Annotated in this window: 26 protein-coding genes; 21 read left to right on the forward strand and 5 right to left on the reverse strand. The window is 67.0% G+C overall.

From position 1 onward, the window contains the following. From pscR to pscN, 5 genes are read right to left on the reverse strand one after another with little or no spacing between them, the layout of a single operon-like run. The gene (gene pscR / locus JHD77_RS11540) at positions 1-654 is read right to left on the reverse strand and encodes a SctR family type III secretion system export apparatus subunit PscR (RefSeq protein WP_003087674.1); all 654 of its coding nucleotides are present in this window, start codon (positions 652-654) and stop codon (positions 1-3) included. Continuing rightward, positions 651-1,580 (reverse strand): SctQ family type III secretion system cytoplasmic ring protein PscQ, encoded by a 930-nt coding sequence (gene pscQ, locus JHD77_RS11545; RefSeq protein ID WP_003120343.1) that lies wholly within the window; start codon positions 1,578-1,580, stop codon positions 651-653. Before pscQ ends, pscR begins: the two co-directional genes overlap by 4 nt. Continuing rightward, positions 1,577-2,671 carry a type III secretion system needle length determinant PscP gene (gene pscP / locus JHD77_RS11550; protein WP_079390448.1) on the reverse strand — a complete coding sequence of 365 codons (1,095 nt, stop codon included), beginning with the start codon at positions 2,669-2,671 and terminating at the stop codon, positions 1,577-1,579. The genes pscQ and pscP overlap by 4 nt, the downstream gene beginning before the upstream one ends. After that, positions 2,659-3,135, reverse strand: coding sequence for a type III secretion system central stalk protein PscO (gene pscO, locus JHD77_RS11555; protein WP_003087688.1), 477 nt, complete (start codon positions 3,133-3,135; stop codon positions 2,659-2,661). Before pscO ends, pscP begins: the two co-directional genes overlap by 13 nt. Continuing rightward, a complete protein-coding gene (gene pscN / locus JHD77_RS11560; RefSeq protein ID WP_003122866.1) occupies positions 3,132-4,454 on the reverse strand; it encodes a SctN family type III secretion system ATPase PscN in 1,323 nt (440 codons plus the stop codon). Before pscN ends, pscO begins: the two co-directional genes overlap by 4 nt. 190 nt (positions 4,455-4,644) lie before the next feature. Between pscN and popN the strand changes: the two genes are divergently transcribed. From popN to pscE, 21 genes are all read left to right on the forward strand, one after another. After that, entirely contained in the window at positions 4,645-5,511 is an 867-nt protein-coding gene (gene popN / locus JHD77_RS11565) for a SctW family type III secretion system gatekeeper subunit PopN (protein ID WP_003087692.1), read from the forward strand. Continuing rightward, complete coding sequence (gene pcr1, locus JHD77_RS11570) at positions 5,492-5,770, forward strand: Acr1 family type III secretion system gatekeeper subunit Pcr1 (RefSeq protein WP_003087693.1); 279 nt, start codon at positions 5,492-5,494, stop codon at positions 5,768-5,770. The genes popN and pcr1 overlap by 20 nt, the downstream gene beginning before the upstream one ends. After that, positions 5,757-6,128, forward strand: coding sequence for a type III secretion chaperone SycN (gene sycN / locus JHD77_RS11575; RefSeq protein WP_003087694.1), 372 nt, complete (start codon positions 5,757-5,759; stop codon positions 6,126-6,128). Before pcr1 ends, sycN begins: the two co-directional genes overlap by 14 nt. Further along, positions 6,125-6,490 carry a type III secretion system protein PscX gene (gene pscX, locus JHD77_RS11580; RefSeq protein ID WP_003100794.1) on the forward strand — a complete coding sequence of 122 codons (366 nt, stop codon included), beginning with the start codon at positions 6,125-6,127 and terminating at the stop codon, positions 6,488-6,490. The genes sycN and pscX overlap by 4 nt, the downstream gene beginning before the upstream one ends. 4 nt (positions 6,491-6,494) lie before the next feature. Continuing rightward, a complete protein-coding gene (pscY, locus tag JHD77_RS11585; RefSeq protein ID WP_003113547.1) occupies positions 6,495-6,824 on the forward strand; it encodes a type III secretion system chaperone PscY in 330 nt (109 codons plus the stop codon). Next, positions 6,821-8,941, forward strand: a complete 2,121-nt coding sequence (gene pcrD / locus JHD77_RS11590) for a SctV family type III secretion system export apparatus subunit PcrD (protein WP_031756914.1) — start codon at positions 6,821-6,823, stop codon at positions 8,939-8,941. Before pscY ends, pcrD begins: the two co-directional genes overlap by 4 nt. Further along, the gene (gene pcrR, locus JHD77_RS11595) at positions 8,938-9,372 is read left to right on the forward strand and encodes an LcrR family type III secretion system chaperone PcrR (RefSeq protein ID WP_003100791.1); all 435 of its coding nucleotides are present in this window, start codon (positions 8,938-8,940) and stop codon (positions 9,370-9,372) included. Before pcrD ends, pcrR begins: the two co-directional genes overlap by 4 nt. Positions 9,373-9,399: 27 nt before the next feature. Next, positions 9,400-9,696, forward strand: coding sequence for an LcrG family type III secretion system chaperone PcrG (gene pcrG, locus JHD77_RS11600; RefSeq protein WP_003100790.1), 297 nt, complete (start codon positions 9,400-9,402; stop codon positions 9,694-9,696). Positions 9,697-9,705: 9 nt separating this feature from the next. Further along, positions 9,706-10,590 carry a type III secretion system needle tip protein PcrV gene (gene pcrV / locus JHD77_RS11605; protein WP_003087704.1) on the forward strand — a complete coding sequence of 295 codons (885 nt, stop codon included), beginning with the start codon at positions 9,706-9,708 and terminating at the stop codon, positions 10,588-10,590. Positions 10,591-10,598: 8 nt separating this feature from the next. Next, positions 10,599-11,105, forward strand: a complete 507-nt coding sequence (gene pcrH / locus JHD77_RS11610; RefSeq protein ID WP_003100779.1) for a SycD/LcrH family type III secretion system chaperone PcrH — start codon at positions 10,599-10,601, stop codon at positions 11,103-11,105. Then, entirely contained in the window at positions 11,086-12,258 is a 1,173-nt protein-coding gene (popB, locus tag JHD77_RS11615) for a type III secretion system translocon subunit PopB (RefSeq protein ID WP_023105411.1), read from the forward strand. The genes pcrH and popB overlap by 20 nt, the downstream gene beginning before the upstream one ends. Before the next feature lie 11 nt (positions 12,259-12,269). Beyond that, entirely contained in the window at positions 12,270-13,157 is an 888-nt protein-coding gene (gene popD, locus JHD77_RS11620; protein ID WP_003113550.1) for a type III secretion system translocon subunit PopD, read from the forward strand. A gap of 125 nt (positions 13,158-13,282) precedes the next feature. Further along, positions 13,283-13,720: a type III secretion system regulatory chaperone ExsC gene (gene exsC, locus JHD77_RS11625; protein WP_003100769.1), complete on the forward strand. Its 438-nt coding sequence runs from the start codon at positions 13,283-13,285 to the stop codon at positions 13,718-13,720. Between the two features lie 8 nt (positions 13,721-13,728). Further along, positions 13,729-13,974: a T3SS regulon translocated regulator ExsE gene (exsE, locus tag JHD77_RS11630; RefSeq protein ID WP_003100766.1), complete on the forward strand. Its 246-nt coding sequence runs from the start codon at positions 13,729-13,731 to the stop codon at positions 13,972-13,974. Positions 13,975-13,982: 8 nt separating this feature from the next. Next, on the forward strand, positions 13,983-14,396 hold the full coding sequence (gene exsB, locus JHD77_RS11635) for a YscW family type III secretion system pilotin ExsB (RefSeq protein ID WP_004366305.1): 414 nt from the start codon (positions 13,983-13,985) through the stop codon (positions 14,394-14,396). Between the two features lie 297 nt (positions 14,397-14,693). After that, on the forward strand, positions 14,694-15,530 hold the full coding sequence (gene exsA / locus JHD77_RS11640) for a T3SS regulon transcriptional activator ExsA (RefSeq protein WP_003120334.1): 837 nt from the start codon (positions 14,694-14,696) through the stop codon (positions 15,528-15,530). Positions 15,531-15,627: 97 nt separating this feature from the next. Further along, positions 15,628-16,458 carry a T3SS regulon anti-activator ExsD gene (gene exsD / locus JHD77_RS11645; protein WP_003100755.1) on the forward strand — a complete coding sequence of 277 codons (831 nt, stop codon included), beginning with the start codon at positions 15,628-15,630 and terminating at the stop codon, positions 16,456-16,458. Between the two features lie 33 nt (positions 16,459-16,491). Next, a complete protein-coding gene (pscB, locus tag JHD77_RS11650) occupies positions 16,492-16,914 on the forward strand; it encodes a YscB family type III secretion system chaperone PscB (protein WP_003100754.1) in 423 nt (140 codons plus the stop codon). Continuing rightward, on the forward strand, positions 16,914-18,716 hold the full coding sequence (gene pscC / locus JHD77_RS11655; RefSeq protein WP_004366298.1) for a SctC family type III secretion system outer membrane ring subunit PscC: 1,803 nt from the start codon (positions 16,914-16,916) through the stop codon (positions 18,714-18,716). The genes pscB and pscC overlap by 1 nt, the downstream gene beginning before the upstream one ends. A gap of 1 nt (position 18,717) precedes the next feature. Beyond that, positions 18,718-20,016, forward strand: coding sequence for a SctD family type III secretion system inner membrane ring subunit PscD (gene pscD, locus JHD77_RS11660; RefSeq protein ID WP_191519459.1), 1,299 nt, complete (start codon positions 18,718-18,720; stop codon positions 20,014-20,016). Continuing rightward, entirely contained in the window at positions 19,979-20,182 is a 204-nt protein-coding gene (gene pscE / locus JHD77_RS11665) for a YscE family type III secretion system co-chaperone PscE (RefSeq protein WP_003100751.1), read from the forward strand. The genes pscD and pscE overlap by 38 nt, the downstream gene beginning before the upstream one ends. Positions 20,183-20,184: the final 2 nt, after the last annotated feature.

A 20,184-nucleotide genomic window follows, 5' to 3' on the forward strand; every position in this document is an offset into this window, starting at 1 on the left:
TCAGCCTCCGTAGCTGATGACCAGGCCGTGGGTCAGCCGCGCCCAGCCGTCGAGGAGGACGAACAGGAGCAGCTTGAACGGCAGGGAAATGGTCATCGGCGACACCATCATCATGCCCATCGCCAGGAGGATGTTGGAGATGATCAGGTCGATGGCGATGAAGGGCAGGTAGATCAGGAAGCCGATCTCGAAGGCACGGGTCAGTTCGCTGACTGTGAAGGCCGGCAGCAGGATCAGCAGGCTGTCCGGGTCGAGCCGCTCGGCGTATTCGCTGGGCCAGACCTGGCGGGTGCTTTCCATGAAGAAGGTGTGTTCGCGCTCCTGGATCTGCCGCTTGAGGAAGTTCCGGTAGGGCGCCATGCCCTCGTCGAGAAAGCGTTCCACCGATGCCGAGTCGCTCAGGCTGACGTCGTGGTTGCGCAGGTAGTCGCGGGTGGCGAAGCCGACCGGTGCCATCACGTACAGGCTGAGGATGATCGCCAGCCCGTACATCGCCATGTTCGGCGGAATCTGCTGGACGCCCAGGGCGTTGCGCAGCAGCGAGAAGACCACGGTCATCTTGATGAAGGAGGTCGCCATCACCGCGATGAACGGGACCAGCGCGAGCAGGGCCAGGCCGAGGATCAGGCCGAGCTCGTCGGGCAATTGGATCATGCTTCGTCGTGTCCGAACAGGCGGGTTACGCGCACCCCGAGCCGATCCTGGAGCCTGACCAGTTCGCCGATACCGAGGCAGCGCTGGTTGGCGAGGATGCGCACTTCGCCGTCCAGGGCACTGTCGAGATCGAGCAGCGAGCCTGGCTGCAGGGTGGAGAGGGTATGCAGGTCCAGGGTGCGGCGGCCGACCTCGAAGCTGACCGGGATCGGCAGTTGGTCGAGTTCGTGCAGGTCCTCGCCGTCGGCGAGGGAGGGGGTGTCGTGCATGTCGAGCAGTTCCAGTTGCGTGGAGTGGAGTTGGCAGCGCGCCCAGGGGCGTCCTTCGAGAACCCCCAGCAGCGCTGCGTCGGGGCGATGACCGGCAGGCAGCAGCAACAGGTCGCCGGGCTCCAGGGTGCGCAGCTCGCTGGCGTCCAGCGGCAGGCCGGGCCATTGCAGCGACAGGCGCAGCGGTATGGCCAGGCGTTGCGCCGAGGGGCGCGGCGGCAGGCGTGCCAGCAGCGTCGCGGGATCGCCGTCGAGCCAGAGCGCCAGGCGCTGGTCGTCGCGTTCCAGGCTCAAACGCAGGCCCATCGCAGCGCGTGGTTGCGCCGGGCTCAGGCCGTACCAGACCAGGCCGGGAAAGACGTTGCCTTCGCGCTCCAGCAAGGCCAGTTGCAGGGCCGCCGGCAGGCTGGCGAAGGCTGCCTCCTGCAGGTTCGGCGCGAGCCAGTGGGCGAGCGCCGGAGCCTGGCAGAGAAAGCGCAGGGGCAGGCCGTCCCACGCCAGGCTCAGTTCGAGATCGACGTCGGGGGCGGCCTGGGCGATGTCCAGGCGCGCTTGCAAAGCGTTGCCGGCATAGTGGCGACGGCAACGCGCGAGACGTCGCTGGAGATCCAGTTCGGCGCGGCTGGCGAGCGGCAGGTCGAGGTCCGTACCGTTCATTCGGCTTGCCACTCTTCATGCAGGTAGCGACGTTGCCGCGAGCGCTGGCCGCTGTCCTGCTGCTGGTTGAAGGTGAGTTGCACCGGTTGTTCCGGATGCAGCCGTTGCAGGCGTTCGAGCAACTCGCCACGGGCTTGCTGGAGAAACGCCAGGCTGCCGGGGCTGGCACTGATCTCGACCTGCAACTGGCCATGGCCATGCAGGACCTGCACCTCCACGGCGCCGAGCTGGGGCAGTCGCACCTGCAGGCGCGCCGCATGGCTTTCGGCTGCGCTGGCGACCTGGATGCGCCCCTGCACGGCATCGAGCAGGCGCGCGAGATCGGCCAGCGGCAGTGGCCGGCTCCCGCTCGATGCCAGCAGGCGTGCCAGCAGGCGGTCGCCGGGGGTTTGCATGGCAGGCAGTGGCACAGGCGCTTGGTCGTCGGGGGGCAGTGCGGATGGATCGGTTTCTCCGGGTTGCCGACGCTCCTCTCCGCGGCCTTCGCCGCCCGCTGTCGGCGCGGGCGGCGAAGCCTGGACACTGGCCTGCGCCGTGGACGCGACCTCGGCTGCGGTTTTCGCCGGGAAGCCGGGGCCGGGCTGTGGCCGCTCATGCGTCCGACCTGCGATTTGCGGGTGGGAGGACACCGGCACCAGCGGCGGTTCGTCGACCGGAGGCGCCGAAACGCTGGCCGGCTCCCGGGCTTGCGTGGACGCCGCGACGCGCGCGGAGACCGCCGGCGCTTGCCGTGCTACCGATCCGGACGGCGACACTGTTGGCGTTGGCGTTGGCGTTGGCGTTGGCGTTGGCGTTGGCGTTGCGTCCGCGGCAACTGGCACGGGGGCTTGCCGAGTGGTCGGCGGCCGGTCGGCGGCAGGCGCCGCGGGCTGGTCGGCGAGAGGCGTCGAGGTCGGCGCGTCGGCTGTCGCGGCGGGCTCTTCGGCCTCTGTCGTTTCGTCGCCCTTGTCGAACGGTGGCCTGGGCGCCGGCGGTCGGTGCGCGGGCAGGGCCTGTTCGAAGGCGATCTGCTGCGCGCGCAGCGGCGGAAGGGGGGCAGGGGTGTCGGACGACACGAGCGGAGCCGTATCCACGGCGTTCAGCTTGAGCATGGCCAGGTCTCGTGGCGGGTGAATTCTTCCAGTTCGCCTTCCTCGCTGCGTTCGCGCAGCCCCTGGCGCTCGGCGTCGACGTGGCGCTCCAGTTCGGCGAACTTCTCCAGTTGCCGCTGGCGTTCCAGCAGTTCTCGCCGGCACTGCCGCAGGCGCTCGCGCTCCCCTTCGAGGCGCTGCGCGGCCTCGGCGCAGTCCTGTTCCAGGCCGGCTTCCTTTTCCCGCAGCAGCCCTACCTGCTGCTGCCAGGCTTCCAGGCGCCGGCGGTCGAGCATGGCCGCCTGGCAGGCGAGAAACAGCCGTTGCTCTTCGGCCAGTCGCCAGTCGCGGTAGTCCCGTTGCGCCGCCTGGCGCTCGGTGTGTTCCTGCGCCGCGGCGCGAACCCGTAGCAATTGGCGGCCCTGGGCGCGCTCGGCCCGGTCCAGGCGCAGGCGTCGGACGCGCAACAGCAGCGCCAGGCTCATGCGCAGAGGCTCCGCAACTGCGCGCAGGCCTGTGCGTAATCGCTGGTTTCGTGGGTACCCTGGCGCAGCCACTGGCGGATCGCCGCGATCTTCTCGATGGCCCGGTCGGCTTCACTGTCCTGGCCTTTCTGGTATTCGCCGATCTTCAGCAGCAACTCGACTTCCTCGTACTTCGCCAGCCATTCGCGCAAGCGTCCGGCCGCATGGCGCTGATCGTCGTCGACGATCTGGTTCATGACCCGGCTCACCGAGTGCAGCACGTCGATGGCCGGATAGTGGTTGGCGGCGGCCAGCTTGCGCGACAGCACGATGTGCCCGTCGAGAATCGAGCGGGTCTCGTCGGCCACCGGCTCGCTCATGTCGTCGCCTTCCACCAGTACGGTGTAGAGCGCGGTGATCGAGCCCCGCTCGGATTGCCCGGCACGCTCCATCAGGCGTGGCAGCGCGGCGAACACCGAGGGCGGGTAGCCGCGGCGGGTGGGTGGTTCACCGGCCGCCAGGCCGATTTCGCGCTGGGCCCTGGCGAAGCGGGTCAGCGAGTCCATCAGCAGCAGGACGCGGCGACCCTGATCGCGGAAATACTCGGCGATGCTGGTGGCGACGAAACCGGCCTTGGCGCGCTCCATCGCCGGTCGGTCGGAGGTGGCGACCACCAGCACCGAGCGGCGCAGCCCCTGTTCGCCGAGGTCGCTTTCGATGAACTCGCGGACTTCGCGACCGCGTTCGCCGACCAGGGCGAGTACCGTCACATCCACCTCGGCATTGCGCACCAGGCTGGCCAGCAGGGTGCTCTTGCCGCCGCCGGCGGCAGCGAAAATGCCCATGCGCTGGCCTTCGCCGCAGGTCAGCAGGCCGTCGATGGCGCGCACACCCAGCGATAGCGGCCGCTCTATCAGGCGCCGGCTCATCGGCGGCGGGGCATCCCGGTAGACCGGATACCAGGCCGCCGGCTCGGCCGGCGGGCTGCCGTCGAAGGGGCGGCCGAGGCCGTCGAGCACCTGCCCGAGCAGGTGCTCGCCGACCGCCACGCGATGCATGCCGCCGGTAGGGCTGACTTCGGTGTTGGAGGAAACCCCGAGCATCTCGCCGAGCGGGGTGAGCAGCGCCTGGTGCTGCTGGAAGCCGATGACCTCGGCGAGCAGCGCCAGGCTCTGGTCGGGATTGCGCAACTGGCAGAGTTCGCCGATGCGCACGCCGGGCACCACGGCCTTGAGCAGGGTTCCGGTGACCTGGGTGACCCGCCCGCGGATCTGGATCGGCCGGCAGCCTTCGATGGCGTGGCGCATCCGGACGATGAGAGGAGAAAGAGGCGCGGGCATGGCGGGTCGGTTCGGCTGGAGTCGGCGCGCACTATAGAGAAAGCCTCGCGCGACGAATTTCAGTGCCAGCCGGGAGTTTTTAGAAATCGGTTGCCGCCGAGGCTAAAAAAAACCGGCCGATATTGGCATCGGCGGCACCGGGCCGGTTCCTATACTGCGCCGCCTTTGCAGACCAGGAGCCACAGCCACGATGGACATCCTCCAGAGTTCCTCCGCCGCGCCCCTCGCGCCGCGGGAAGCGGCCAACGCCCCCGCGCAGCAGGCTGGCGGCAGCTTTCAGGGCGAGCGCGTCCACTACGTTTCCGTTTCGCAGTCGCTGGCCGATGCCGCGGAAGAGCTGACCTTCGCCTTTTCCGAGCGCGCCGAGAAATCCCTGGCCAAGCGCCGCCTGAGCGACGCCCATGCGCGCCTGAGCGAAGTCCAGGCCATGCTGCAGGAGTACTGGAAGCGCATTCCGGACCTGGAAAGCCAGCAGAAGCTCGAGGCGCTGATCGCCCACCTGGGCAGCGGCCAACTGAGCAGCCTGGCGCAGCTCAGTGCTTACCTGGAGGGCTTCTCCAGCGAGATCAGCCAGCGCTTCCTGGCGCTGTCGCGGGCACGCGACGTCCTGGCCGGGCGGCCGGAGGCGCGGGCGATGCTGGCGCTGGTCGACCAGGCGTTGCTGCGGATGGCCGACGAGCAGGGCCTGGAGATCGAACTCGGCCTGCGCATCGAGCCGCTGGCCGCCGAGGCTTCCGCCGCCGGTGTCGGCGATATCCAGGCGCTGCGCGATACCTACCGTGACGCGGTACTCGACTACCGGGGCCTGTCGGCGGCCTGGCAGGACATCCAGGCGCGCTTCGCCGCGACGCCGCTGGAGCGGGTCGTGGCCTTCCTGCAGAAAGCCCTGAGCGCCGACCTGGACAGTCAGTCGAGCCGGCTCGATCCGGTGAAGCTGGAGCGGGTCATGAGCGACATGCACAAGCTGCGCGTGCTCGGCGGCCTGGCGGAGCAGGTGGGGGCGCTCTGGCAGGTGCTGGTGACAGGGGAGCGGGGCCATGGCATACGGGCCTTCTGAATTGACCGGCGCAGTCATCGCCTTGCTCGAGAAGCGCTGGGTCGGCGTCGCCGAGGTGCAGGCGTTGCTCGAGCCGTTGCCGCTGGCCGACGTCGCCCGGCAGATCCATTTCTTCCGCGAACTGAAGCGTCTCTACCGCCTGTTGCCGGTCGAAGTGTTCGGCGACGACGAGCAGCGCCAGAATCTTTTGAATGCCTGCCAGATGGCACTCGACCTGGCGATCGAGCGCGAAGAGGAGCAGCAGCATGGACTGGGTTGAGCTGGCCGTCGCGCAGTTCTGCCAGGACCTGCGGGTGAGCGTACCGGCGCCGCTGGCGCGCGTGGTGCAACTGGATTTCGAGGACAGCGGCACCTTGCAGCTGGAACGCCATGGCGAACAGTTGTCGCTCTGGCTGGCCTGTGACCTGGCCTGGCACCAGGCCTATCGCGGAACGCTGCGGGCGTTGCGCCTGTGCCATGCGCGCGCGGCCGGGAGCCTGCCGCTGCGTTGCGCCTGGAGCGGCGAATCGCGCCTGCTGCTGTGCATCACCCTGGAAGCCCGGCAGGTCGGCATCCCGACGCTGCACCAGGCCTTGCAGGCGCTGCGCTCGGCGCGCAGCGAAGTGCTCGCCGCATGAGCCGGGTCGGTGCCTGGCACATCGGCATCGAACGGCTCGACCTGGCGCATGCCGAGCCGTTCGCGCCGCCCCTGCCGGAGCGCCATCTGCTGGCGCCCGACGGCCGGCCGGTGGAGACCCACGTCGCCAGCCTGTATCCCGCGCAGCAGGCGCAACAGCGCCTGTTCGACTACGCCCGGCCCCAGCTGGAGTTCCACGGCCTGCTGCGCCCCGGCGACTTCCGCCAGGCGCTGCGCGATCTCCGCCTGGCCCTCACGCTGCCCCGCCAGCCGGCCCTGCAGGCCGCGGCCTGCCTGCTCGGCGAGCGCGATGAAGACGAGCGACTGCTGCAAATGGCCCTGAACCTGTTGCACAAGGTATGAATCGATGACGTTGAAACCGACGCAACAGCGCCTGTTGCTGATGCTGGGCTGGTTGCACCTGCAATGCGGCCAGCCGCGACGCGCCCAGGTGTTGCTGGAGGCCTTGCTGAGCGTTGCGCCGGAGCGCCGCGACGGGCGCCGCGCCTTGCTCCTGGCGTTGCTCCAGCAAGGCCTCGGCGAGCCCGCCGTGCGCCTGTGCCGACAGTTGCAGGAGGATGGCGAGGAGGAGCCCGGTCTGTGGCGTTGCCTGAGCCGTGCCGAACAGCTCGCCGGGCGTCTCGACGCGGCGCGTGCCGCGCACGCCCGGGCGCTGGAGCTGGAGGCGCGGGAATGAACGACCTGAGCGGGCTTCTCGGCCGGGTCGGCGAGCGCAAGGACATCCTGCTGGTGGTGTTGCTGCTGGCGGTGGTGTTCATGATGGTGCTGCCGCTGCCACCGCTGCTGCTGGACATCCTCATCGCCGTCAACATCACCATCTCCGTGGTCCTGCTGATGATGTCGGTGTACATCGGCTCGCCGTTGCAGTTCTCGGTGTTCCCGGCGGTGCTGCTGATCACCACGCTGTTCCGCCTGGCGCTGTCGGTGAGCACCACGCGGATGATCCTGCTGCAGGCCGACGCGGGGCAGATCGTCAACACCTTCGGCAGCTTCGTGGTCGGCGGCAACCTGGTGGTGGGCATCATCATCTTCCTGATCATCACCATCGTGCAGTTCCTGGTGATCACCAAGGGTGCCGAGCGGGTCGCCGAGGTCAGCGCGCGCTTTTCCCTGGATGCCATGCCGGGCAAGCAGATGAGCATCGACGGCGACATGCGTGCTGGCGTGATCGATGTCAACGAGGCGCGGGCGCGGCGCGCGGTGATCGAAAAGGAAAGCCAGATGTTCGGCTCCATGGACGGCGCGATGAAGTTCGTCAAGGGCGACGCCATCGCCGGGCTGATCATCATCGTCGTCAACATCCTCGGCGGCATCGCCATCGGCGTCACGCAGAAGGGCCTGAGCACCGCCGACGCGCTGCAACTGTACGCGGTGCTGACCGTCGGCGATGGCATGGTCTCGCAGGTGCCGGCGTTGCTGATCGCCATCACCGCCGGGATCATCGTCACCCGGGTGTCTTCCGACGAATCGGCGGACCTCGGCAGCGACATCGGCGAACAGGTGGTGGCGCAGCCCAAGGCGCTGCTGATCGGCGGCCTGTTGCTGGTGCTGTTCGGCCTGATTCCCGGTTTCCCGACCCTGACCTTCCTGGCTCTCGCGCTGCTGGTCGGCGGCGGCGGCTACTTCATGCTCTGGCGCCAGCGGGCCCAGGCCAGCGCCGGTTCCCGCGACCTGCCGGCGTTGCTCGCGCAGGGCGCCGGAGCGCCATCGGCCAAGGCGCGTGGCAAGGCTGGCGGCGGCAAGCCGAAGGCCGGGCGTCTCGCCGAGCAGGAAGAATTCGCCCTCACCGTGCCGTTGCTGATCGACGTCGATGCCAGCCTCCAGGAACGTCTCGAGGCGATGTCGCTGAACGAAGAGCTGGTGCGGGTACGACGCGCGCTGTACCTGGATTTCGGCGTGCCGTTCCCGGGTATCCACTTGCGCTTCAACGAAGCGATGGGCGATGGCGAATACCTGGTGCAGCTACAGGAGGTCCCGGTCGCGCGCGGATGCCTGCGGCCGGGCTGGTTGCTGGTGCGCGAACGCGCCGCGCAGCTGGAATTGCTCGCGGTCCCCCACGAGCCGGCAGAGCTGCAGGTGCCGGGAGAAGAGGCGAGCTGGGTGGAGCAGGCGCATCAGGATCGCCTGGAGCGTTCCGGCTGTGCCTGCCTGGGCCTGGAGCAGGTGCTCACCTGGCACCTGTCCCATGTGCTGCGGGAGTACGCCGAGGATTTCATCGGCATCCAGGAGACGCGCTACCTGCTGGAGCAGATGGAGCAGGGTTACGGCGAGCTGGTGAAGGAGGCGCAGCGGATCGTTCCCCTGCAGCGGATGACCGAGATTCTCCAGCGCCTGGTCGGCGAGGACATCTCGATCCGCAACATGCGGGCGATCCTCGAGGCGATGGTGGAGTGGGGGCAGAAGGAGAAGGACGTGGTGCAGCTCACCGAGTACATCCGCAGCAGCCTCAAGCGCTACATCTGCTACAAGTACTCCAGCGGCAACAATATCCTTCCCGCCTATCTGCTGGACCAGGCGGTGGAGGAGCAGATCCGCGGTGGCATCCGCCAGACCAGCGCCGGCAGCTACCTGGCCCTCGACCCGGCGATAACCCAGGCCTTCCTCGAGCGCGTGCGGCAGACCGTCGGCGATCTCGCGCAGGTGCAGAACCGGCCGGTGCTGATCGTTTCCATGGATATCCGCCGCTACGTGCGCAAGCTGGTGGAGTGCGACTATGCCGGGCTGCCGGTGCTGTCCTACCAGGAGCTGACCCAGCAGATCAACATCCAGCCGCTTGGCAGGATCGTGTTGTGAGCGCCGATCCGCTGATTCCCTGGTTTCTCGCCCGCGGCCTGGCGGTGCGTCCGCATTGCCTGCGCGACACCTCGATCGCGCTCGGTTGGCAGGTCCTGGCCCATGGCTGCGAACTGGCCTGGCGCTGCGACGGCGAGCGGGTCTGGATCGTGATGTTGCGTCGGCGGCAGGCGCGCAGCGGATTGGCCAATCCATTCGCCGCGCTGTACCTGCTGGCGGAGGCCACGCTCGATACGCTGGGGCCGCGCCAGCGTCTCTACGGCAAGGTCCTGGCGCTGGCCGGCAGCCCGCTGCCTGGCGAGCGCATGGCGCGCTTCTATCGCCGCTGGACCGGCGCCGCCGAGCCCGCCGACGGCTGGTTCGAGCTGGAGGCCGGGCGGGTGGTGACGCAGCGAAGCCTGCGAAAACGACAAAAACCCGACCGTGCCTGACAGGCTCCGGCGACGTCGATCCCTACCATGGGCGACATGAACGAATACACCGAAGACACCCTGCGGGCGACCGTCCAGGCCGCCGAACTGGCGATTCGCGACAGCGAGGAACGCGGCCGCCTGCTGGCGGAAATGTGGCAAGGCCTGGGGCTTGCCGCGGACGCCGGCGAGCTGCTGTTCCAGGCGCCGGAGCGAGAGCTGGCGCGAGCCGCCGAAGAGGAGCTGCTGGCCGAACTGCGGCGCATGCGCAGTTCCCAGCCGACGCAGGGCGAGCAGGGTACCCGGCCGCGGCGTCCGACGCCGATGCGTGGCTTGTTGATCTGAGGAATCACGATGGAAGTCAGAAACTTTAATGCCGGTCGCGAGCTGTTCCTGGACGAACTCCTGGCCGCGCCGGCGGCGCCTGCCAGTGCCGAGCAGGAGGAACTGCTGGCCCTGTTGCGCAGCGAGCGGATCGTGCTGGCCCACGCCGGCCAGCCGCTGAGCGAGGCGCAAGTGCTCAAGGCGCTCGCCTGGTTGCTCGCGGCCAATCCGTCCGCGCCTCCGGGGCAGGGCCTCGAGGTACTCCGCGAAGTCCTGCAGGCACGTCGGCAGCCCGGTGCGCAGTGGGATCTGCGCGAGTTCCTGGTGTCGGCCTATTTCAGCCTGCACGGCCGTCTCGACGAGGATGTCATCGGTGTCTACAAGGATGTCCTGCAGACCCAGGACGGCAAGCGCAAGGCGCTGCTCGACGAGCTCAAGGCGCTGACCGCGGAGTTGAAGGTCTACAGCGTGATCCAGTCGCAGATCAACGCCGCGCTGTCGGCCAAGCAGGGCATCAGGATCGACGCTGGCGGTATCGATCTGGTCGACCCCACGCTCTATGGCTATGCCGTCGGCGATCCCAGGTGGAAGGACAGCCCCGAGTATGCGCTGCTGAGCAATCTGGATACCTTCAGCGGCAAGCTGTCGATCAAGGATTTTCTCAGCGGCTCGCCGAAGCAGAGCGGGGAACTCAAGGGCCTCAGGGATGAGTACCCCTTCGAGAAGGACAACAACCCGGTCGGCAATTTCGCCACCACGGTGAGCGACCGCTCGCGTCCGCTGAACGACAAGGTCAACGAGAAGACCACCCTGCTCAACGACACCAGCTCCCGCTACAACTCGGCGGTCGAGGCGCTCAACCGCTTCATCCAGAAATACGACAGCGTCCTGCGCGACATTCTCAGCGCGATCTAGAGGTATCCATGAACCAGCAAGCGACCCCTTCTGACACCGACCAGCAACAGGCGCTGGAGGCCTTCCTGCGCGACGGCGGCACCCTGGCGATGCTTCGCGGACTCAGCGAGGACACCCTGGAGCAGCTCTATGCGCTGGGCTTCAACCAGTACCAGGCGGGCAAGTGGGACGACGCGCAGAAGATCTTCCAGGCACTGTGCATGCTCGACCACTACGACGCCCGCTACTTTCTCGGCCTGGGCGCCTGCCGCCAGTCCCTCGGTCTCTATGAACAGGCCCTGCAGAGCTACAGCTACGGCGCGCTGATGGACATCAACGAGCCGCGCTTTCCCTTCCATGCCGCCGAGTGCCACCTGCAACTGGGTGATCTCGACGGAGCCGAGAGTGGCTTCTACTCGGCCCGGGCCCTGGCCGCGGCACAGCCGGCGCACGAGGCCCTGGCCGCGCGTGCCGGCGCCATGTTGGAAGCCGTAACCGCGAGAAAGGATCGAGCATATGAATCCGATAACGCTTGAACGCGCTGGACTGCCCTACGGGGTGGCCGACGCCGGGGATATCCCGGCGCTCGGCAGGCCGGTCGCGAGGGATGTCGAGAGTCTGCGGGTGGAGCGCCTGGCGGCGCCGGCTGCGGCTTCCGCGAGCGGCACGGGGGTGGCGCTGACGCCGCCGTCCGCAGCCAGCCAGCAGCGCCTGGAGGTCGCCAATCGTGCGGAGATCGCCAGCCTGGTGCAAGCAGTGGGCGAGGATGCCGGACTGGCGCGGCAGGTTGTGCTGGCCGGCGCTTCGACGCTGTTGTCCGCCGGCCTGATGTCGCCGCAGGCGTTCGAGATCGAGCTGGCGAAAATCACCGGCGAAGTCGAGAACCAGCAGAAGAAACTCAAGCTGACCGAAATCGAGCAGGCGCGAAAGCAGAACCTGCAGAAGATGGAGGACAACCAGCAGAAGATCAGGGAATCGGAAGAAGCCGCGAAAGAAGCCCAGAAGTCCGGTCTGGCAGCCAAAATCTTTGGTTGGATCAGTGCAATAGCTTCGATCATCGTCGGCGCAATCATGGTGGCAACCGGCGTCGGCGCGGCCGCGGGTGCACTGATGATCGCGGGCGGTGTCATGGGAGTGGTCTCCCAGTCGGTACAGCAGGCAGCCGCGGACGGATTGATCAGCAAGGAAGTGATGGAAAAGCTCGGCCCGGCACTGATGGGTATCGAGATCGCCGTCGCGCTGCTGGCGGCGGTGGTCAGCTTCGGCGGCTCAGCGGTCGGCGGGCTGGCCAGACTGGGCGCGAAGATCGGCGGCAAGGCGGCCGAGATGACCGCCAGCCTGGCGAGCAAGGTCGCCGACCTGGGCGGCAAGTTCGGCAGTTTGGCCGGCCAATCGCTGTCGCACTCGCTGAAACTCGGCGTGCAGGTTTCCGACCTGACCCTGGACGTCGCCAACGGCGCGGCCCAGGCCACTCATTCGGGATTCCAGGCGAAGGCCGCGAACCGCCAGGCCGACGTGCAGGAATCGCGTGCCGACCTGACCACCCTGCAGGGCGTGATCGAGCGCCTGAAGGAAGAGCTGAGCCGCATGCTGGAAGCATTCCAGGAAATCATGGAGCGGATCTTCGCCATGCTCCAGGCCAAGGGTGAAACCCTGCACAACCTGTCCAGCCGACCGGCAGCGATCTGAGGAGACGTCACATGATCGACACGCAATATTCCCTGGCGGCTACCCAGGCCGCGATCCCCTCCGAGCCGATCGCTCCCGGCGCCGCCGGGCGTTCCGTCGGCACGCCGCAAGCGGCTGCGGACCTGCCGCAGGTGCCGGCCGCGCGGGCCGATCGGGTCGAACTGAACGCTCCGCGCCAGGTGCTCGACCCGGTGCGCATGGAAGCGGCCGGCAGCGAGCTGGACAGCAGCGTCGAGCTTCTGCTGATTCTCTTCCGCATCGCGCAGAAAGCGCGCGAGCTGGGCGTGCTCCAGCGCGACAACGAGAACCAGTCGATCATCCACGCGCAGAAGGCGCAGGTGGACGAGATGCGCAGCGGCGCCACGCTGATGATCGCCATGGCGGTGATCGCTGGCGTCGGCGCATTGGCCTCGGCGGTGGTCGGCAGCCTCGGCGCGTTGAAGAACGGCAAGGCCATCAGTCAGGAGAAGACCCTGCAGAAGAACATCGATGGGCGCAACGAACTGATCGACGCGAAGATGCAGGCGCTTGGCAAGACCTCCGACGAGGATCGCAAGATCGTCGGCAAGGTCTGGGCGGCGGACCAGGTGCAGGACAGTGTGGCGTTGCGTGCGGCGGGCCGTGCCTTCGAGAGCCGCAACGGCGCCCTGCAGGTGGCCAACACGGTGATCCAGTCCTTCGTCCAGATGGCCAACGCCTCGGTCCAGGTGCGCCAGGGCGAATCGCAGGCGAGCGCCCGGGAAGGAGAGGTCAACGCCACCATCGGGCAGAGCCAGAAGCAGAAGGTCGAGGACCAGATGAGCTTCGATGCCGGCTTCATGAAGGACGTCCTGCAGCTCATCCAGCAGTACACCCAGAGCCATAACCAGGCCTGGCGTGCGGCGGCCGGAGTGGTCTGAGCCGTCTCCGCGCGGGAGGAAAAGGCCACAGCGATGTGGCTTTTTTCTTAAAAGAAAAGTCTCTCAGTGACAAAAGCGATGCATAGCCCGGTGCTAGCATGCGCTGAGCTTTAGGAGGCGCCCCCATGGATTTAACGAGCAAGGTCAACCGACTGCTTGCCGAGTTCGCAGGCCGTATCGGTTTGCCTTCCCTGTCCCTCGACGAGGAGGGCATGGCGAGCCTCCTGTTCGACGAACAGGTGGGCGTCACCCTGTTGCTGCTCGCCGAGCGCGAGCGTCTGTTGCTGGAGGCCGATGTGGCGGGCATCGATGTGCTGGGCGAGGGGATCTTTCGCCAGCTCGCCAGCTTCAACCGCCATTGGCACCGTTTCGATCTGCATTTCGGCTTCGACGAGCTGACCGGCAAGGTCCAGTTGTATGCGCAGATTCTCGCAGCGCAACTGACCCTCGAATGCTTCGAGGCGACCTTGGCCAACCTGCTCGATCACGCCGAGTTCTGGCAGCGCCTGCTGCCGTGCGACAGTGATCGCGAGGCGGTCGCTGCGGTCGGCATGAGGGTTTGAGCGGCCCCATGAAAATCGAATCGATTTCGCCGGTGCAGCCGTCCCAAGACGCTGGAGCTGAGGCGGTGGGGCATTTCGAGGGGCGTTCGGTGACTCGCGCGGCCGTTCGCGGCGAGGACCGTTCCAGCGTGGCCGGGCTGGCGCGCTGGCTGGCGCGCAACGTGGCTGGCGATCCGCGTAGTGAGCAGGCCTTGCAGCGTCTCGCCGACGGTGACGGCACGCCGCTGGAGGCGCGCACGGTCCGGCGCAGGTGAGGTGCTGGATGCTGTTGCCGCTGGCGTTGCTGCTCGGCGGTTGCGTCAGCCAGCCCGCGCCGATGTCGCCGAAGGTGACGGTGGGTGGTTCGGTGGGCGGCGTTTCCCTGCAGGCGCGCCAGGCGCAACTCAGGCTGCGCCTGTATGCCGTCGTTCAGGGAAGGATGCAAACGATTGCCGAGCGGCGCTACCGGGTGTCCGGGTTGCCGTTGCGCTATGCCTTCGATCTGGAGATCGACAGGTTGGAGGGCGAGGCATTGTACCTGCGTACCGAGCTTTCCTGGGTGGGCGTCGCGGCGGTCCAGGCGAGTGCCTGGCAACAGGTGGCGGCGGGCGTCGATGAGCGGGTCCGGCTGGTTCGGCGCGACTGTTTTCCGAGTTGTACGGCCGCTCGCCCGGAAGAAAGATCTGGCAACGATTGATACATTGCCTGCTGTTTCGGAAAGTGCGTATGGAGATTAAAGAAGTGCAAGTCTCGTTCGTTTTCAGGGAAGGCCTCGAATAATAAAACTGGTACTTTTGTTCCGCTTCTAAAGAAGGCTGGATTAATTGGCGGAAGCCGACTCGCTCTGCGAATCAGCGCACGTCGGATAATCCTGATTATTATAAAATCGACTCCGTGCTCATGGCTTTGAAAATCAATAAAACGGAGCGTATTCATGCCTCTCCGCTCGGCGGGGCATTCAAGGTACGACGGGAAGTGTTGGGGTTCTTATAATATGCAAGGAGCCAAATCTCTTGGCCGAAAGCAGATAACGTCTTGTCATTGGAACATTCCAACTTTCGAATACAGGGTAAACAAGGAAGAGGGCGTATATGTTCTGCTCGAGGGCGAACTGACCGTCCAGGACATCGATTCCACTTTTTGCCTGGCGCCTGGCGAGTTGCTTTTCGTCCGCCGCGGAAGCTATGTCGTAAGTACCAAGGGAAAGGACAGCCGAATACTCTGGATTCCATTATCTGCCCAGTTTCTACAAGGCTTCGTCCAGCGCTTCGGCGCGCTGTTGAGTGAAGTCGAGCGTTGCGACGAGCCCGTGCCGGGCATCATCGCGTTCGCTGCCACGCCTCTGCTGGCCGGTTGCGTCAAGGGGTTGAAGGAATTGCTTGTGCATGAGCATCCGCCGATGCTCGCCTGCCTGAAGATCGAGGAGTTGCTGATGCTCTTCGCGTTCAGTCCGCAGGGGCCGCTGCTGATGTCGGTCCTGCGGCAACTGAGCAACCGGCATGTCGAGCGTCTGCAGCTATTCATGGAGAAGCACTACCTCAACGAGTGGAAGCTGTCCGACTTCTCCCGCGAGTTCGGCATGGGGCTGACCACCTTCAAGGAGCTGTTCGGCAGTGTCTATGGGGTTTCGCCGCGCGCCTGGATCAGCGAGCGGAGAATCCTCTATGCCCATCAGTTGCTGCTCAACAGCGACATGAGCATCGTCGACATCGCCATGGAGGCGGGCTTTTCCAGTCAGTCCTATTTCACCCAGAGCTATCGCCGCCGTTTCGGCTGCACACCGAGCCGCTCGCGGCAGGGGAAGGACGAATGCCGGGCTAAAAATAACTGACGTTTTTTGAAAGCCCGGTAGCGGCTGCATGAGTAGAATCGGCCCAAATTGCAGGCTCTGACGAGCGCGCAATGTAGTGAGGAAGCCAAGGCAGAGAATGGAGCAGGAAGACGATAAGCAGTACTCCCGAGAAGCGGTGTTCGCTGGCAGGCGGGTATCCGTGGTGGGCTCGGACGCCCGCTCGCGGGGTCGGGTGCCGGGTTACGCATCGAGCAGTTTGTATCGTGAGTCCGGAATCATCAGTGCGCGGCAACTGGCGTTGCTGCAGCGGATGCTGCCGCGCCTGCGGCTGGAGCAACTGTTCCGCTGCGAGTGGTTGCAGCAGCGCCTGGCGCGCGGCCTGGCGCTGGGGCGCGAAGAGGTGCGGCAGATTCTCCTCTGCGCGGCGCAGGACGACGACGGCTGGTGCTCCGAACTGGGCGACCGGGTCAACCTCGCCGTGCCGCAGTCGATGATCGACTGGGTCCTGCTGCCGGTCTATGGCTGGTGGGAAAGCCTGCTCGACCAGGCGATCCCCGGCTGGCGCCTGTCGCTGGTGGAGCTGGAGACCCAGTCCCGGCAACTGCGAGTCAAGTCCGAATTCTGGTCCCGCGTGGCCGAGCTGGAGCCGGAGCAGGCCCGCGAGGAACTGGCCAGGGTCGCCAAGTGCCAGGCGCGCACCCAGGAACAGGTGGCCGAACTGGCCGGCAAGCTGGAGACGGCTTCGGCACTGGCGAAGAGCGCCTGGCCGAACTGGCAGCGGGGCATGGCGACGCTGCTCGCCAGCGGCGGGCTGGCCGGCTTCGAGCCGATCCCCGAGGTCCTCGAATGCCTCTGGCAACCTCTCTGCCGGCTGGACGACGACGTCGGCGCGGCGGACGCCGTCCAGGCCTGGCTGCACGAACGCAACCTGTGCCAGGCACAGGATCACTTCTACTGGCAGAGCTGAGCGGCCGGCGAAAGCCGGCCCTACCGAGGAATCATGGATCATCTGTTGAGCGGATTGGCCACTCGCCTGGGCCAAGGGCCCTTTGTTGCCGATCGGACGGGTTCGTACCACCTGCGCATCGACGGACAGAGCGTCCTGTTGCTGCGCCAGGGCGACGACCTGCTGCTGGAAAGCCCGCTGGAGCACGCCCCCCTGGACCCGCAGCGCGACCAGCTGGGGTTGCTGCGGGCGCTGTTGTCGCGGGTCGCCAGTTGGAGCCGGCGCTATCCCCAGGCCATCGTCCTGGACGCGGACGGGCGCCTGCTGTTGCAGGCGCGGCTGGGCCTCGACGGCCTCGATCCCGAGCGACTCGAACGGGCCCTGGCCGCCCAGGTGGGGCTGCTCGAGGCGCTGGCGCCGGAGCTGGAGCCGCTGCCCCGCGGGTTGCCGCCGCAGGCTCCGGTGTGGCGTCCCTGATGCGCCGCCTGCTGATCGGCGGACTGCTGGCGCTGCTGCCTGGCGCGGTCTTGCGCGCGCAGCCGCTGGACTGGCCCAGCCTGCCTTACGACTATGTGGCGCAGGGCGAAAGCCTGCGCGACGTGCTGGCCAACTTCGGCGCCAACTACGATGCCTCGGTGATCGTCAGCGACAAGGTCAACGACCAGGTCAGCGGTCGCTTCGACCTGGAAAGCCCGCAGGCCTTCCTGCAGTTGATGGCCTCCCTCTACAACCTCGGCTGGTACTACGACGGCACCGTGCTGTACGTATTCAAGACCACCGAGATGCAATCGCGGCTGGTGAGGCTGGAGCAGGTCGGCGAGGCCGAGCTGAAGCGCGCGCTGACCGCCGCCGGCATCTGGGAGCCGCGCTTCGGCTGGCGTGCCGACCCTTCCGGGCGGCTGGTGCACGTGTCCGGTCCGGGGCGCTATCTCGAACTGGTCGAGCAGACCGCCCAGGTGCTGGAGCAGCAATACACCCTGCGCAGCGAAAAGACCGGCGACCTCAGCGTGGAGATCTTCCCGCTGCGCTATGCGGTCGCCGAGGACCGCAAGATCGAGTACCGCGACGACGAGATCGAGGCGCCGGGCATCGCCAGCATCCTCTCGCGGGTGCTCAGCGATGCCAACGTGGTTGCGGTGGGCGACGAGCCGGGCAAGCTGCGCCCGGGACCGCAATCGAGCCATGCGGTGGTCCAGGCGGAACCGTCGCTGAACGCGGTGGTGGTGCGCGACCACAAGGACCGGTTGCCCATGTATCGCCGCCTGATCGAAGCCCTCGACCGGCCCTCGGCGCGGATCGAGGTCGGCTTGTCGATCATCGACATCAATGCCGAGAACCTCGCCCAGCTGGGCGTCGACTGGAGCGCCGGGATTCGCCTGGGCAACAACAAGTCGATCCAGATCCGCACCACCGGCCAGGATAGCGAGGAGGGCGGCGGCGCCGGTAACGGGGCGGTCGGCAGCCTGGTGGACAGTCGCGGGCTGGATTTCCTGCTGGCCAAGGTCACCCTGTTGCAGAGCCAGGGGCAGGCGCAGATCGGATCCCGGCCGACCCTGCTGACCCAGGAGAATACCCAGGCGGTGCTCGACCAGAGCGAAACCTACTATGTGCGGGTCACGGGCGAGCGGGTGGCCGAGCTGAAGGCGATCACCTACGGCACCATGCTGAAAATGACGCCGCGAGTGGTAACTCTCGGCGATACGCCGGAGATCAGCCTCAGCCTGCACATCGAGGACGGCAGCCAGAAACCCAACAGCGCCGGCCTGGACAAGATCCCCACGATCAACCGCACGGTGATCGATACCATCGCCCGCGTGGGCCATGGCCAGAGCCTGCTGATCGGCGGCATCTACCGCGACGAACTGAGCCAGAGCCAGCGCAAGGTACCCTGGCTCGGCGACATTCCCTATCTCGGCGCGCTGTTCCGCACTACCGCGGACACCGTGCGCCGCTCGGTGCGGCTGTTCCTCATCGAGCCTCGGCTGATCGACGATGGCGTCGGCCATTACCTGGCGCTGAACAACCGTCGCGACCTGCGCGGCGGCCTGCTTGAAATCGACGAGTTGTCGAACCAGAGCCTGTCGTTGCGCAAGCTGCTCGGTAGCGCCCGCTGCCAGGCGCTGGCGCCGGCCAGGGGCGAACAGGAGCGCTTGCGCCAGGCCGGCCAGGGTTCGTTCCTCACGCCCTGCCGGATGGGTGCGCAGGAGGGCTGGCGGGTGACCGACGGCGCCTGTCCCAAGGACGGCGCCTGGTGCGTCGGCGCGGAGCGCGGGAATTAGCATGGCCTGGAAGATCCGCTTCTACAGCGGGCTGAACCAGGGCGCCGAAGTCTCGCTCGGAGAGGGCCGGGTGGCGCTTGGCAGCGATCCGTTGCAGGCCGACCTGGTGTTGCTCGACGAGGGCATCGCGGCAGTCCACCTGGTGCTCGAGGTCGATGCCCAGGGCGTGCGCCTGCTGGAATGGGCGGAGGGCTGCGAGCCTCGCCAGGACGGCCAGGCGCAAGTCGCCGGAGCGATCCTGCAGGCGCTTGCCGGGCAGACCTGCGGCCCGCTGCGCTGGGCATTCTGCGACCCGCAGCGGAGTTTTCCCGAGCGTTTCCCCGAAGCCGAGGTGCAGACCGCGCCAGTGCGCCGCAAGTCGTCCGCCCGTGCCGGCGGGGCCTGGCTGCTCGGCGTCAGCCTGGCGCTGGCGGTGTGTCTGCTGGGCATGCTCGTCGAACCCTGGTCGGCCCGCCAGCACGGCATGGCCGGCGAGGAGCCCCTGGCGAAGGTGCGCGCCTACCTGCGCGAGCAGGGCATGAGCGAGGTGGATGTGCAGCGCCAGGGCGACAGTCTCCTGCTCGGCGGCTACCTGGAGGACAACGCCCGGCGCCTGGCGCTACAGCGCTACCTCGATGGCAGCGGCGTGGACTACCGACTGGAAGCACGGAGCATGGAAGACATTCGCCAGGGCGTGGATTTCATCCTGCAGAAATTCGGCTATCGGCAGATCCTCAGCAGCAACGCGGACAAGCCTGGCTGGGTCCGGCTCAACGGCGAACTGGCGGAACAGGACGAACGCTGGGCGCGGATCGACGCATTGCTGGAGTCCGAGGTGCCGGGCCTGCTCGGGGTGGAAAACCAGGTCCGGGTGGCCGGCTCGCACCTGCGCCGCCTCGAGCGCCTGCTGGCGGACGCCGGCCTCGACCGGCAACTGAGTTTCCGCGAGCGCGGCGAACGCATCGAGTTGAGCGGCACGCTCGACGAGGTCCAGCTCAGCGCCTTCTACCGCCTGCAGCGCGAGTTCCAGCAGGAATTCGGCAACCGCCCGAGCCTGGAGCTGCTCAGTCGCGGCAAGCGCGCCAGCGGCGACGAACTGGAGTTCACGATTCGCTCGGTGTCGCTGGGGCGGGTGCCCTATGTAGTGCTCGGCGACGGCCAGAAATACCCGGTGGGCGCCTCGACATCCCGCGGTGTGCGAATCCTCGCCATCGAGCCGGAGTCGATCCTGGTGGCCCGCGGCAAGCAGCGTTTCATCATCAATCTCAAAGGGGAGGTGCTCCATGATGACAGCCTTGGAAACGCGACTGTCGGTCGCTGACGGCACGCATGCCGCAGCGCTCCGGCAGCGTCTGCAGGCGGCGCTGGCGGAGTGTCGCCGGGAACTGGCCAGAGGCGCCGGCCCGGAGCGTTTCCAGTTCCTGCAACAGCAGGCCCGGGCCCTCGAAGGCGGTCTCGGCATTCTTTCGCAGCTCACAGAGGACTAAGC

The organism is Pseudomonas sp. P20 (assembly GCF_016463925.1).
In the GTDB taxonomy this organism is placed as follows: Bacteria; Pseudomonadota; Gammaproteobacteria; order Pseudomonadales; family Pseudomonadaceae; genus Pseudomonas; species Pseudomonas aeruginosa.